Source organism: Blastococcus haudaquaticus (genome assembly GCF_900230285.1).
Taxonomy (GTDB): Bacteria; Actinomycetota; Actinomycetes; order Mycobacteriales; family Geodermatophilaceae; genus Blastococcus_B; species Blastococcus_B haudaquaticus.
Genome location: NZ_OCNK01000002.1, coordinates 558898 through 572323 on the forward strand (window position 1 = coordinate 558898; position 13426 = coordinate 572323).

Genomic DNA, 13426 nt, shown 5'->3' on the forward strand with positions numbered 1-13426 from the left:
GGTCGGTGCTCGCTCACGGGTGCGGTCAGAGCCGGGTGGACCAGCACGAGAGCTGTCCGGCCGGGCGGAAACCGAGCGCCTCGTTGACCGCCACCATCGGCCGGTTGCCCTCGGAGTTGTAGGTGGTGATCCGACGGACCTGGGGGAAGGCGGCCGCCAGGTCCCGCAGCACCGCCGCCTTCATCCGCGCGCCGAGCCGGTGCCCGCGGTGCTCGCCCAGGACCAACGTCCCCGACTGCTGGGCGCGCTCGGGCTGGGCGAGCGGGACGTGCAGGTCGGTGAAGGCCACGAGCCGGCCGTCGCGGAGTGCTCCGGCGGAGAGCACCGTCCGGTCCCGGGCCAGGGAGTTGGCTTCCCACTCCCGGATGCGCCCGCCGTCCCAGTCCTCCTCCTCGACCGGCAGGTCACCCTGCGGGGCGTCGGTCGTCATGCGGCGCCACAGGAGCGCGCGGTCGTCCAGCAGGTGGTCCGGCGTCCGGTCGCGCCACGTGACCAGCTCGTACTCCGCCCCGGCGACCGCGGCCTCCGCCTCCAGCGCGGCGAGGCGTTCCTCGTCGGGCGGGAGCAGGAGGTCGCGGCGGGTCTCCAGCAGGTCGCAGGTCCAGCCGTGCCGGAGCGCGAAGGCCCGTCCCGGGTTGTCGGGAACCGGCTCGTCGACGTCGGCGATCATGCTGGTGCGACCCCGCGCGGCCGCCAGTCGGCCGGCCTCCGAGAGCAGCCGACTCCCCAGGCCGCGGCGCCGGTGGCCCGGGTGCACCGCGAGGTCGAGGGTGGCGACGCCGGTGTTGTCCCGCAGCGTGAAGATCAGCCGCAGCGCCCCGACGACGGCACCGTCCACGACGAGCGCCCGGTGGGTGCCGCTGCGGGACCCACCGGCGAGGAGCTCACGCCCCAGCGCCGCGTGGTCACCGGCCTGCCGGGGCGGGTCGTCCGGGCGCTCGGCCCGCTGCGCCGCCGTCCACACCTCGCACCAGGCGGGGAAGAGGTCGTCGTCCGGGCCCAGCTCGACGATGCGGGAGGTCACCACCTCGTTCTACCGGCCCCCGCAAACGGTTTCCGGCCGGTGACCACCGGCGCCGGAAACCGCCCTCTCACGCGAACGGGCGGCAACCGGCTGCCCGATGACCGCCCGCGTGCGTGTCCGGGTGGCTACGCGGCGACCGGCGGCTTGGCCGGGGCCGCGCGGCGGGCGATGAGCTTCCAGTAGCTGCCGGGCAGGAGGCGCACCAGCACGTTGGGGACCTTGGCCGTCCAGCCGATGAGCAGCCGCGGACGCCGTTTCTCGATGGCCGCCATGATCTGCGCGGCCGCCTTCTCCGGCGGCATCGACAGCAGCTTGGCGAACTGCTTGCGGCCCTCCTCGTACTCCTCCACGGAGACGCCGGACCCGGTCCGCGCGCTCTCGGCGATCCGCGTCTTGATCCCACCCGGGTGGACGACGGTCACTCCGATCTCGTTCTCGGCCAGCTCGTGCCGCACCGACTCGGAGAAGCCGCGGACGGCGAACTTGCTCGCCGAGTAGGCCGCCTGCCCCGCCGGGGCGAAGATGCCGAACACGCTGGACACGTTCACCACGTGCGAGCCGGGATGGGCCTTCAACACCGGCAGCAGCGCGTGGGTGAGCCGCACGACCGAGCGGAAGTTGACGGCCATGACCCAGTCGAACTCCTCGAGGGTCACCTGGTCGAAGCGGCCACCCAGCGCCACGCCGGCGTTGTTCACCAGCAGGGTCGTCTCCGGGTGCTCACCGGCGAGCGTGGTCGCGAGGGCCGCCGTCTGCGCGTCGTCGGAGAGGTCGGCGACGTGCGTGACGACGGTCAGCGCCGGGTGGGCCGACCGCAACCGGTCGGCGACGCCGGCCAGCCGGTCCTCGTCGCGGTCGACGAGGACCAGCGAGCTGCCCCGAGCGGCGAGCTGGACGGCGAGCGCCTCCCCGATGCCACTCGCGGCTCCGGTGACGACGGCGGTGCCGCCGGCGAACTGGTACGGGCCCATCAGGCGACCGCCTTCTGCGACGTGCCGGCCGACGGCAGCTGGAAGGTCATGCCCTCGTCCTCGAGCGGGCCCCGGCGCATGAGCTGGACGTCGCGGATGTAGTTCTGGTGCAGCCGCCACGGCTTGCGCCGCCCCTGCTTGGGCAGGTCGGCCAGACTGCGCTGGACGTAGCCGGACGCCAGGTCCAGGAACGGCTGGTCGGCACCCTCCGGCGGCGCGACCGGCGTCGCGGCGGCGTACCCGTGCGCGTCCAGGTGGTTGAGCAGCCGGCAGACGTAGCGGTTGACCAGGTCGGCCTTGAGCGTCCAGGACGCGTTGGTGTAGCCGATGACCATCGTGAAGTTGGGGACGCCGGACAGCATCATCCCCTTGTAGGAGACGGTCTCGGACACGTCGACCGGGGTCCCGTCGAGCCTGAGCGACATCCCGCCCATGGGCAGCAGGTTGAGCCCCGTGGCGGTGACGACGACGTCGGCGTCCAGGTGCTCCCCCGACTCCAGCTGGACGCCCTTCTCCGTGAAGGTGGCGATCCGGCCGGTGGCGATGGAGGCCTGCCCGCGGCGCAGTGCCCGGAACAGGTCGCCGTCGGGCACCAGGCACAGCCGCTGGTCCCAGGGGTTGTACGGCGGGTTGAAGTGGGTGTCGACGTCGATGCCGGGCAGCTGCTTCTGCGTGAGGCTGCGCAGCAGCTTCCGCGCGGCCCCGGGGAAGCGCTGGCTGAACTGGTAGAAGGCGGTGGAGACCAGGACGTTCTTCCACCGCACGATCGGATAGGCGAGCTTCGCCGGCAGCTTGTTGCGCAGGAAGGTGGCCAGCGGGTCGCGGCCGGGCAGCGACATCACGTAGCTCGGGGTCCGCTGGAGCATGGTCACGTGCTCGGCCTCACCGGCCAGGTTCGGCACCAGGGTGACGGCGGTGGCGCCGCTGCCGATGACGACGATCCGCTTGCCGCTGCCGTCGAAGTCCGCCGGCCAGTGCTGGGGGTGGATGACCTCGCCGCCGAATCGCTCCTCGCCCTCGAACGTCGGGCGGAATCCCTCGTCGTAGCGGTAGTAGCCCGAGCACACCTGCAGCCACGAGCAGGTGAACCGCACCGTCTGCTCGGTGTCGGTCCGGCGCGCGGTGACCGTCCACCGGGCGTCGTCGCTCGACCAGTCGGCCGAGAGCACCTGGTGGTGGAAGCGGATCTTCTGCTCGACGCCGTACTCGCGCGCGGTGTCCTGGATGTAGGTGCGGATGGCCTCGCCGTCGGCGATGGCCTTCGAGTCCTTCCACGGGCGGAAGGCGTAGCCGAGCGTGAACATGTCCGAGTCCGACCGGATGCCCGGGTAGCGGAACAGATCCCACGTCCCGCCGATGGCGCCCCGGGACTCCAGGACGGCGTAGGTCTTGTCGGGGCACTCCTCCTGCAGGTGGCAGGCGGCGCCGATGCCGGACAGGCCGGCGCCGACGACGAGGACGTCCACGTGCTCGGTCGGGACGTGCTCGGTCGGGCCGGGCTCGATCACGGTCTGCTCCGCTGCCATGGGCGCACTCCTGGGGACGGGCCGGCCGGGACCGGCGGGGGTGGTCGGCGCAGGAACACTGCGGGCCGACGTTATCGACGCACTGTCGAACGAGTCAACACGGTGTCGAGAAACGGGTCGCCGGCGCTATTCTCCGGTCATGCCGGAGACCGTGAGCGAGACGTCCCCTCGGGGGCGACGGGCCGCCCGCCCCTCGGGCGACGACCGCGAGCTGGCCATCCTCGCCACGGCGGAGCGGCTGCTGGCCGAGAAGCCGCTGAGCGCCATCTCGGTGGACGACCTCGCCCGCGGCGCCGGCATCTCCCGCCCGACCTTCTACTTCTACTTCGCCTCCAAGGACGCCGTCCTGCTCTCGCTGCTCGACCGCGTGGTGGCCGAGGCCGACGCGGCCACCCTCGACGCGTCGCTCCTCCCGGCCGCCGGACCGCGCGCAGGCTGGCGCCTGGCGATCACCACCTACTTCGAAACCTTCCGGGCACACCGCGCGCTCACCCTCGCCTGGGCCGAGGCGCGGTCGACCAACGCCGAGATCCGCGAGCTCTGGGCACGGGTGTTCGACGACTGGGCGCAGCGCTGCGCGGTCGCCATCGACGCGGAGCGGGCCCGCGGTGCGGCTCCTCCGGGACCGCCCGCCCGGGACCTCGCGGTGCTGCTGACCTCGATGAACGAACGGGCCCTGTACGCGACGTTCAGCGGCGACGGGCCGGCCGTCGCCGAGTCCGCCGTCGTGGACGTGCTGCTCGAGGTCTGGCTGCGTGCCATCTACGGGACGGCGCCAGCGGACTGACCGCTCAGCGGGGAAGGCTCGCCACGCTGTCCGCCGTCAGGCTGCCCAGCCAGAGCGTCCCGCCGGACTCCCGGACGCCGGTGAGCATCCCGAAGCCGTCGAGCAGCCCGCGTCGCTCCTCCACCACCCGGCCGTCGCCGTCCAGCGCGACGAGGCCGACGACCGGGTCCGGCGAGGGCTGCAGACGCTCCGGCAGGCGGCGGACGACCGCCCGGGCCGCCGAGGGCAACCGCCAGATGGTGTCCAGCGCGGCGACGCGCGGGCTGGCGACGGCCACCCAGATCAGCCCGTCGGAGCCCAGCGCGATGTTGTCCGGATAGCCCCAGAGCTCGTCCGCCAGGACGTCGTCGGTGCCCCGCCGCGGCCCGTCGAGCCACACCCGCCGGATCCGCCGGGCGCCGGTCTCGGCCACCGCGACGAACGAGCCGTCGGCGGACAGCGCGACGCCGTTGGCGAACTCCAGCCCACCGAGCAGCTGGGTCACCGCTCCGTCCGGGTCACGCCGGAGGAGACGCCCGCTGCGGGAGCGCTGCACGAGGTCGGCCCGCCACTGCGGGATCGGGAACCGCGTCGAGGAGTCGCTGAAGTAGATGGTCCCGTCGGCGGCGACCGCCGCGTTGTTCACCGCGCCCAGGCGCCGGCCCTCGAACCGGTCGACCAGCGTGCGCGCCGTTCCCCCGGCCGTCGGGACGGCGAGCAGACCGGCGTCGGAGGAGCAGACCAGCAGTTCGCCCGCTCCGAGCAACTCCAGCCCGAGCGGGCGCCCGGGCACCGTGGCGACCGTCTCGACGTCGCCCGTCGAGGGGTCCAGCCGCAGGATGCGCCCGTCCTCGACACCGGTGAGGACCTGGCCGGCGGGGTCGACCAGGACGTCCTCGGCACCGTGGCCGGCGACGGGGAACAGCTGGACCGCGGCGAAGCCCCCCGGCCGGGTCACTCGGCGTGCACGACGCTGCCGGACGGAGCCTCGATCTCGCGACCGGTCACCCCGGTCCGGACGACGGTGACCGGGCAGGGCGCGTGGTGCACCAGCTGGTCGCTGGTCGAGCCGAGCAGCAGGCCGCGGAAGCCGCCCCGGCCGCGGGCACCCATGACCAGCAGGCTGGCGCCTTCGGCGGCGGTCATGAGCCCCTGCGCGGCCGCCTTGTGCACGACGTGGCACGTGACCCGCACCGATGGGTCGAGGCCGGCGGCCTTCACGTGCGCGGTCAGTTCCCCGAGCACGGCCTTCTCCCAGTCGGGCAGCGGCGGCACGTACCCGGGCGTCCAGCTACTCGGCTGCGGGGCGGTCATCATGGCCCACGCCCGGACCACGTGCAGGTCCAGATCGGCGCGGCACGCCAGGCGGCCGGCCCACACCAGTGCCTCCTGCGCGCTCTTCGATCCGTCGTGCCCGACGACGATCCCGCCCTCGACCCGCACGACCTCAGTGACGTCGTCCATCGCTGCCTCCCTCGGTTCCGGTGCCTGGCGCAAGCCTCTCACCAGCACCCTCGCCCACGGTCCGGGACGGCCGCCCGGCGCGATCCCGAGCGCGGGAACTCAGTGCGGAACCGGCGCTGGACGGCCCATCATCACAACCACGTTGCCGTCGTCGCGGACCTCGGACACCTGCTCGCCCCCCTCGACGGCGACGTTGCCGTGCATCACGTGGGTGCGGGGCCGGTCCGGGGGCGCCATGTCGGCAACCGCCTGCAATGCCTCGCCGAGGCGGTCGGTCAGCCCGCGCAGCAGCTGCCGGGCCTGGTCGCGCTGCCGCCGCAGCTCGTCGACCTCCGCCCCCATGTCGGCCAGGCGCGCCGATGCGTCGGCCGCCGCCCGGTCGCGCTCCTGCGCGGCGAGCTCGGCCAGCCGCTCCCGCTCAGCGGCCGCCTGGCGCAGGATCTCCGCGGCCTCGCCCTTCGCGCGGTCCCGCTCCGCTGCGGCCGCCGCGCGGTCACGGCGGGCGTGGTCGAGCAGCTCGTCGGCGGCGTCGACCGCCATCTCCTTGATCTGGTGGGCCTTGCGCAGGCGCGCATCGGCCTCCGTCCGCGCCTCGGCCACGATCCGCTCGGCCTCCCGCGCGCCTGCCTCGGTGAGCGCGGCCGCCTCGTCGGAGGCCAGCCGGAGCATCTCCTGCACGCGCTCGGAGACGGGGAAGGCATCCCGTCCGCGCGGGGCGTCGGCGAGCAGGCGCCGGGAGATCTCCAGCTCCGCCGAGGTCTCACCGAACCGGCTCAGCAGGTGGTCGACCTGCTTGCGGACGGCGATGAGCTCGCCCTCCGCCCAGGCCGTGTAGTTGTCGACCTCGAGACGGTCGTACCCGTGCAACCTGGCGCGGAAGACCGGCCGGTGGTCCATCAGCTCGTCGAGGTCACCGCGCCTGACGGGCGCCTCCGAAGGCTCTCCGTTCGTCCCACCCCCGCGCGTCCCTGCACTGCCGGACACGTTCCGCACCATCGTCTCCCCCTGCTGAGCACTGCTACCCAGGCGGACAGTGCCAGACGTGGCCGATCCGGGCCGGGCACCGTGACCGGACCGTGAGGATGGCACCGGCGTAGTTCGGCGGACGGTGCCAGGGCAGCTACGTTGCGTCGCCTCGGGTGCCGTCCGCGGTCTCGTCGGACGGGACGGAACGTGCGGGCATAGATCATGGGCACGGCATGTTGTGCGGAACAATAGTTGCACTCTCAACTAAAGACGGAGAACGTCATGCAGTTCGGCATCTTCACGGTCAGCGACATCACCCCGGACCCCACGACGGGCCGCACCCCGACCGAGGCGGAGCGGGTCAAGGCGGTCCTCGCCATCGCCCAGAAGGCCGAAGAGGTCGGGCTCGACGTCTTCGCCCTCGGTGAGCACCACAACCCGCCGTTCTTCTCCTCCTCCCCCACCACCACGCTGGCCTACATCGCCGCGAAGACCTCGACGCTCCAGCTGTCGACGTCCACCACGCTGATCACCACCAACGACCCGGTGAAGATCGCGGAGGACTACGCGATGCTGCAGCACCTCGCCGAGGGCCGGGTAGATCTGATGATGGGCCGCGGCAACACCGGTCCGGTCTATCCCTGGTTCGGCAAGGACATCCGCGACGGCCTCGAGCTCGCCGTCGAGAACTACGCGCTCCTGCGGCAGCTGTGGCGTGAGGACGTCGTGAACTGGGAGGGGAAGTTCCGCACCCCGCTGCAGGGCTTCACCTCGACCCCCCGCCCGCTGGACGGCGTCCCGCCCTTCGTCTGGCACGGCTCGATCCGCAGCCCGCAGATCGCCGAGCAGGCCGCGTACTACGGCGACGGCTTCTTCCACAACCACATCTTCTGGCCGCCGGAGCACACCCAGCGGATGGTCGAGTTCTACCGCCGCCGCTACGAGCACTACGGCCACGGCAGCGCCGACCAGGCCATCGTCGGGCTCGGCGGGCAGGTGTTCATGCGCACAAACAGCCAGGACGCCGTGGCGGAGTTCCGGCCGTACTTCGACGAGGCGCCGGTCTACGGGCACGGCCCCTCGCTCGAGGAGTTCAGCTCCCAGACCCCGCTCACCGTCGGCAGCCCCCAGCAGGTCATCGAGCGGACCCTCGGCTTCCGCGACTACGTGGGCGACTACCAGCGCCAGCTGTTCCTCATCGACCACGCCGGCCTGCCCCTGAAGACGGTCCTCGAACAGCTCGACCTGCTCGGCGAGGAGGTCGTGCCGGTGCTCCGCAAGGAGTTCGCCGCCCTCAAGCCGGCCCACGTCCCGGAGGCGCCCACGCACGCCTCGTTGGTGGCCGCGGCCGGCGGCGGGAAGGACTCCACCGTGCACGCCCCCGCCGACTCGGTGACGGGGCAGGCGCGATGACCACCCGCACGCTCGCCGTCGTCAGCGGCGGCCTCAGCAACCCGTCGTCCACCCGGCTGCTGGGCGACCGGCTCACCGCCGCCGCCGTCGAGGCGCTGAAGGCCCGCGGCGAGGACACCACCGTCGAGGTCGTGGAGCTGCGCGGACACGCCCGCGACCTCGCCGACAACCTGGTGACCGGGTTCCCCAACGAGGCGCTGCGGACGGCGGTGGACACGGTCACCGGATCCGACGCGCTGATCGCGGTCACGCCGATCTTCTCCGCGTCCTACAGCGGGTTGTTCAAGACGTTCTTCGACGTGCTGGACAAGGAGGCGCTGGTGGGCAAGCCGGTGCTGCTCGGCGCCACCGCGGGAACGGCCCGGCACTCCCTGGCTCTGGAGCACGCCGTCCGGCCGCTGTTCTCCTACCTGCGGGCGGTCACCGTGCCCACGGCCGTGTTCGCGGCGACGGAGGACTGGGCCGGACCGGGCGGCGCCGACAGCGCGCTGGTCGGCCGCATCGACCGTGCGGCGGGCGAGCTCGCCGACCTTGTGTCCGGCCGACCGGCCACGTCGCGGCCCGTGGACCCCTTCGCCGACCCGACGACGTCCTTCGAGGACCTCCTCAAGGGCCGGTAGCGGCCACTGAAGGGCCGAAATGGCCATGAAGGCCCCGTCCAGAGGCTCGTCGCGAGCTTGGGAGCGATGAGGGGGACGGGGTCCTTGCTCAGCCGACCGCGTCCTCCGACGGCGGCGCCGTGCCGCCCTGCGGCGAGTCACCGGCCATGATCCGGGCGATCTCGGCACGGTCCGCGGCCGACGGCAGGCCCCAGCCCGGCTCGTAGCCGTACACCTCGTGCAGCGGCGTCGACGCCGTCCGGCCGGTCAGGATCTCGACCGAGCCGGAGTCGACGAGTCCGGGGTGCTCGACACCGCAGGCCTCGGAGACCTTCAGCAGGTCCCGGCGCAGGGTGCGCACGTAGCCCGCCGCCCGCACCGACTTCAGCGCCGGGTCCAGCCCGTGGCTGAGCCAGGCGTTCTGCGTGGCGATGCCCGTCGGGCAGGTGTCGGTGTGGCACTTCTGCGCCTGGATGCAGCCGATCGCCAGCATCGCCTCGCGCGCCACGTTCACCATGTCGCACCCGAGCGCGAAGGCCACGATCGCGTTGTCCGGCAGGCCCAGCTTGCCCGCGCCGATAAACACGACGTCCTCGGCCAGCCCCTTGCGCGCGAACGTCGCGTAGACGCGGGCGAAGCCCAGCTGGAACGGCAGCGACACGGAGTCGGTGAAGATCAGCGGCGCGGCGCCGGTGCCACCCTCGCCGCCGTCGATCGTCACGAAGTCGACCCCGCGGTCCCCCGCCGCCATGAGGTCGGTCAGCTCCTCCCAGAACGCCATGTCGCCGACGGCGGACTTGATGCCGACCGGCAGCCCGGTCTCCGCGGCCAGCAGCTCCACCCAGTCGAGCAGGCTGTCGGTGTCGGAGAACTCGGCGTGCCGCGACGGGCTGATGCAGTCCACGCCCTGCGGCACCCCCCGCGTCTCGGCGATCTCGGCCGAGACCTTCGCCGCCGGCAGCACTCCCCCGAGCCCCGGCTTCGCGCCCTGGCTGAGCTTGATCTCCAGCGCCCGCACCGGCGCTCCGGCCACCAGCGCCTTGAGCCGCTGCAGGTCGAAGCGGCCCTCCTCGTCCCGGCAGCCGAAGTACGCCGTCCCGAGCTGGAACACCAGCTCGCCGCCGTGCCGGTGGTGCGGTGAGATCCCGCCCTCGCCGGTGTTGTGCAGGCACCCGGCCAGCGCCGCGCCGCGGTTGAGGGCCTCGACCGCGGCGCCGGACAGCGAGCCGTAGCTCATCGCCGAGATGTTGACCACCGAGGCCGGGCGGAAGGCGTGCCGGCGGCCCCGGGCCGCACCCAGCACCTTGGCCGCGGGCAGGTCGACGTCGTGCCCGGCGTGGACGTTGGACGCCGGCACCGCCCGCCCGAACGTCCGGTGGTTGATGACCGGGTAGCCGGCGGTGTACTCGAGGTCGTTGTCGGTGCCGAAACCGAAGTAGTTGTTGTCGCCCTTGGCCGAGGCGTAGACCCACCGCCGCTGGTCCCGGGTGAACGGGCGCTCCTCGTTGTTTCCGGCGACCAGGTACTGCCGCAGCTCGGGTCCGATCGCCTCGAGCAGGTACCGGGCGTGCCCGAGCACCGGGAAGTTGCGCAACAGGGTGTGCTCGCGCTGGAGCAGGTCCCGGGCTGCGACGGCGGCGACCGCCGACAACCCGGCAGCGGCGGCACGAGCGACTCGGTTCATGGTCCTGCCCTTCCGACGGTCCGGGTGCCGGAAGCATGCGCGGAGGCGACCGGCTCCGCGACCGGATGGCTGCAGCGCTCCCTAGACTCCCCCGCCATGCACCCTGCGACCATCGCCCGCCGCGTCGGCGGGCACGTGCGCGAGCGCGGGGTCGGCCCGGTGCTCGCCGACTGCGCCACCTGGGCCGTGCGCTGGGCCGCGCACCGCCCGCGGGCGGGGCGTCCGTCGACGGCGACCTTCCGGTACGACGGCGTCGAGCACCGCTATCTCCGCCATGCCTACAACTGGACGTGGCTCAACGAGCGCGCCGTGGAGGTGCCCCTGGCCGCCGCCGTGCTCGCCGGAGCGGCGGGCGGGCGGGTGCTGGAGGTCGGCAACGTCCTGGGCCACTACCAGGCGGTGGGCCACACCGTCGTGGACAAGTACGAGCGCGCGGCCGGCGTCCTCAACGCCGACGTCGCGGAGCTCGACCTCCCGGGGCCCTACGACCTCGTGCTGGCGGTGAGCACGCTCGAGCACGTGGGGCTGGACGAGGAGGTCCAGGACCCCGGCAAACCGGCCCGCGCCATCGAGCGGCTGACGTCCCTGCTCGCCCCCGGCGGACGGCTGTGGTGCTCCCACCCGGTCGGCTACAACCTCGAGCTGGATCGGCAGCTGCAGGACGGCCGGTTCGGGTTCACCCGGCTGACGGCGCTGCGCCGCCTCGGCCCGTCCAACCGGTGGGAGCAGGTGCCGGTCGAGGAGGTGTGGGGCACCCGGTACGACCGGCTGCTCTACACCGCCCAGGCGATCGTCATCGCCGAGCTGCAGCGCTGATCCGCGCCATTCCCCCCGAGCTCACCGGGCGGTGGGGGCCCCACGGAGCCGGGCGCGGGCGGCGACCCGCAGGGGGGCCAGCACGACGCCGTCGCGGGCGAGCCGCGCCCGGAGCACCCGGCGGTGCCGCACCACGCCGACGAGGCCGACGGCCCAGAACACGTACTGCACCGCGAACGCCGCCCGGAACGCGTCCAGCTCGTACGCCGTCGACGACCCGGGGGTGAGCAGGTCGAGCACCACCCCGACCGCCAGCACGGTGAGCAGCGAGGCGACGAAACCGCCGACGTTCACGACTCCGCTGGCGCTGCCCATGCGCTCGGCCGGGTTCTCGGTCCGCGCGTAGTCGAACCCGATCATCGAACCCGGCCCGTTGGTCCCGAGGACGACGACCAGCACGACCAGCAGCGGCAGCGGGGCCTGCCCCGGCCAGAGGAGGACGACGGTCCAGGTGGCGGCGGTGAGGGCGAGGATGCCGAACACGAGGTCCGACCGGCGCAGCGGCCAGCGCCCGCACAACCGGCCGAAGAGCGGGCCCACCCCCATGCCGACGAGCACCAGGAGGGTCAGGAGCGCGGCGGCCCCGGCCGGCGACAGCCCCTGCCCGAGCACCAGGAACGGGTAGCCCCACAGCAGGGCGAAGACGGTCCCGGAGAACTGCGTGACCAGGTGCGTGTACAGCCCGATCCGCGTGCCCGGCTCCCGCCAGGTCGCCATCAGGTTGCCGCGCAGCTCCCGGAGCCCCGCCACCGGCGCCGGCTCGGTGCCGATCGGGGCATCGCGCAGGGCCACGGCGACGAGGATCGCGACGACGACGCCGGTGGCCGCGGCACCGAGGAACGTGGTCTGCCAGCTGGTGCCGTGCAGCACGGCGACCAGGGGGTAGGCGGCGACGATCGAGCCGGCCTGACCGAGGATGCCGGTCAGCTGGGTCATGAGCGGGACGGTGCTGCCGGGGAACCACAGCCCGACCACCCGCAGCACGCTGATGAACGTCATCGCGTCACCGGCGCCCACCAGCACCCGGGCGGCGATCGCCGTCGGGACGTCGGTGGCCAGTGCCAGCACCAGTTGACCGGCCGCCATGGTGAGCGCGCCGGCGATGATCATCCGCCGCGACCCGAACCGGTCCACGGCGACGCCCACCGGGACCTGCAGCCCGGCGTAGACGGCCAGCTGGAGGACGAGGAAGAGCGAGACGGCCGAGGCGCCGGCGGAGAACCGCTCCTGCGCGTCGACGCCCGCCACGCCCAGGGAGGCCCGGTGGAAGACCGCGACCGCGTAGGCGAGCAGTCCCACCAGCCACACCACGTAGGCGCGACCCATCGGCCGGGCGCCGGTCGGTGCGGCCACCGCGGCCCGCTGCTTCCTCACCTCAAGGCAGACACCGGACCGGCGACGCAGCTTCCGACGACGCCGGGTGAGTTCGCTCACCCCTCCCTCCGAGGCCGTTACAGTTCTCGCGATGCACACGCTGGTCGATCCCGCCGACGACCCGGCGGTGGACGACGCACCACGACGCGGCCGGATCCTGTGGGCGCTCGCCACCTGCATGGCGGCCAAGGGCTACCAGGCCACGACCATCGCCGACATCGCCGCCGCAGCGCGGGTGTCGAAGACCGTCGTCTACGCCCACTTCCGGGACAAGGAGCACTGTCTCCTCGAGCTGTACTCGCGGGCCAACGACAAGGTCCTCGCCACCGTGCGGCAGGCCCAGGACGACGCCCGTCGCGCGGGCCTGCCCTGGCGGGACCGGCTGCGCGCGGGGGTCGGTGCCTACCTGGCGACGCTGGCCGACGGTCCGGCCGTCGCCTGGGCCGCGCTCGTGGAGGTCCAGGCCGCCGGCCGCCCCGCACTGGTGCTGCGACGGCAGATGATCGACCGCTACGTCGAGCTGCTCACCGAGGTCGCGCACGGACTCGCGGAGGAACACCCGGACGAGGTGCGTTCCGTGAGCCGCGACCTGCTCGTCGCCGCCGTCGGCGGCATCAACGAGCTGATGCTGGCCCGCGTCGAACGCGGCGAGGCCGCGCTGCTGCGCGAGGACGACGAGGTCGCCGCCGGCATCGTGATCGGCCTGCTGGAACGACGCGACGGTCCGGCCGGATCCGCCGCACCTCGCCCGCCCGGGTGACCTTTGCGGCTCCCCTGCGCTTCCGGACCAGCAGTGGCTACCGGCCGGTAACCACAGATCCGT

Annotated in this window: 13 protein-coding genes; 5 read left to right on the top strand and 8 right to left on the bottom strand. The window is 73.2% G+C overall.

Annotated features, from left to right (window positions below; translation table 11 throughout):
• Positions 1–25: 25 nt before the first annotated feature.
• The 3 genes from CRP30_RS09320 to CRP30_RS09330 form a co-directional block, all read right to left on the bottom strand.
• Complete coding sequence (locus CRP30_RS09320) at positions 26–1024, bottom strand: GNAT family N-acetyltransferase (RefSeq protein WP_159961655.1); 999 nt, start codon at positions 1022–1024, stop codon at positions 26–28.
• A 125-nt stretch (positions 1025–1149) separates the two neighbouring features.
• Positions 1150–1995, bottom strand: coding sequence for an SDR family NAD(P)-dependent oxidoreductase (locus tag CRP30_RS09325; protein WP_097183646.1), 846 nt, complete (start codon positions 1993–1995; stop codon positions 1150–1152).
• On the bottom strand, positions 1995–3521 hold the full coding sequence (locus tag CRP30_RS09330) for a flavin-containing monooxygenase (protein ID WP_097183647.1): 1527 nt from the start codon (positions 3519–3521) through the stop codon (positions 1995–1997). Before CRP30_RS09330 ends, CRP30_RS09325 begins: the two co-directional genes overlap by 1 nt.
• A gap of 139 nt (positions 3522–3660) precedes the next feature.
• On the opposite strand from CRP30_RS09330, the gene CRP30_RS09335 reads away from it, so the two are divergent.
• Positions 3661–4308, top strand: coding sequence for a TetR/AcrR family transcriptional regulator (locus CRP30_RS09335; protein WP_097183648.1), 648 nt, complete (start codon positions 3661–3663; stop codon positions 4306–4308).
• Positions 4309–4312: 4 nt separating this feature from the next.
• On the opposite strand, the gene CRP30_RS09340 is transcribed toward CRP30_RS09335, so the two are convergent.
• The 3 genes from CRP30_RS09340 to CRP30_RS09350 all read right to left on the bottom strand — a co-directional run bounded on the left by CRP30_RS09340 (position 4313) and on the right by CRP30_RS09350 (position 6648).
• On the bottom strand, positions 4313–5245 hold the full coding sequence (locus CRP30_RS09340; protein WP_097183649.1) for an SMP-30/gluconolactonase/LRE family protein: 933 nt from the start codon (positions 5243–5245) through the stop codon (positions 4313–4315).
• Positions 5242–5751, bottom strand: a complete 510-nt coding sequence (locus CRP30_RS09345) for a universal stress protein (protein WP_097183650.1) — start codon at positions 5749–5751, stop codon at positions 5242–5244. The genes CRP30_RS09340 and CRP30_RS09345 overlap by 4 nt, the downstream gene beginning before the upstream one ends.
• A gap of 99 nt (positions 5752–5850) precedes the next feature.
• The gene (locus CRP30_RS09350; protein ID WP_097183651.1) at positions 5851–6648 is read right to left on the bottom strand and encodes a hypothetical protein; all 798 of its coding nucleotides are present in this window, start codon (positions 6646–6648) and stop codon (positions 5851–5853) included.
• A 351-nt stretch (positions 6649–6999) separates the two neighbouring features.
• On the opposite strand from CRP30_RS09350, the gene CRP30_RS09355 reads away from it, so the two are divergent.
• Both CRP30_RS09355 and CRP30_RS09360 read left to right on the top strand, forming a co-directional pair.
• A complete protein-coding gene (locus CRP30_RS09355; RefSeq protein ID WP_097183652.1) occupies positions 7000–8130 on the top strand; it encodes an LLM class flavin-dependent oxidoreductase in 1131 nt (376 codons plus the stop codon).
• Positions 8127–8750: an FMN reductase gene (locus tag CRP30_RS09360; protein WP_097183653.1), complete on the top strand. Its 624-nt coding sequence runs from the start codon at positions 8127–8129 to the stop codon at positions 8748–8750. The genes CRP30_RS09355 and CRP30_RS09360 overlap by 4 nt, the downstream gene beginning before the upstream one ends.
• Before the next feature lie 88 nt (positions 8751–8838).
• Here CRP30_RS09360 and CRP30_RS09365 read toward each other — a convergent pair whose 3' ends face one another.
• Positions 8839–10413, bottom strand: coding sequence for an FMN-binding glutamate synthase family protein (locus CRP30_RS09365; RefSeq protein WP_097183654.1), 1575 nt, complete (start codon positions 10411–10413; stop codon positions 8839–8841).
• A 96-nt stretch (positions 10414–10509) separates the two neighbouring features.
• On the opposite strand from CRP30_RS09365, the gene CRP30_RS09370 reads away from it, so the two are divergent.
• Positions 10510–11229, top strand: coding sequence for a class I SAM-dependent methyltransferase (locus tag CRP30_RS09370; RefSeq protein ID WP_097183655.1), 720 nt, complete (start codon positions 10510–10512; stop codon positions 11227–11229).
• 21 nt (positions 11230–11250) lie between these two features.
• Here the strand turns inward: CRP30_RS09370 and CRP30_RS09375 are convergent, their stop codons facing one another.
• Entirely contained in the window at positions 11251–12582 is a 1332-nt protein-coding gene (locus CRP30_RS09375; RefSeq protein WP_235003289.1) for an MFS transporter, read from the bottom strand.
• 112 nt (positions 12583–12694) lie between these two features.
• On the opposite strand from CRP30_RS09375, the gene CRP30_RS09380 reads away from it, so the two are divergent.
• Positions 12695–13363, top strand: coding sequence for a TetR/AcrR family transcriptional regulator (locus tag CRP30_RS09380; RefSeq protein WP_097183656.1), 669 nt, complete (start codon positions 12695–12697; stop codon positions 13361–13363).
• Positions 13364–13426 lie beyond the last annotated feature (63 nt).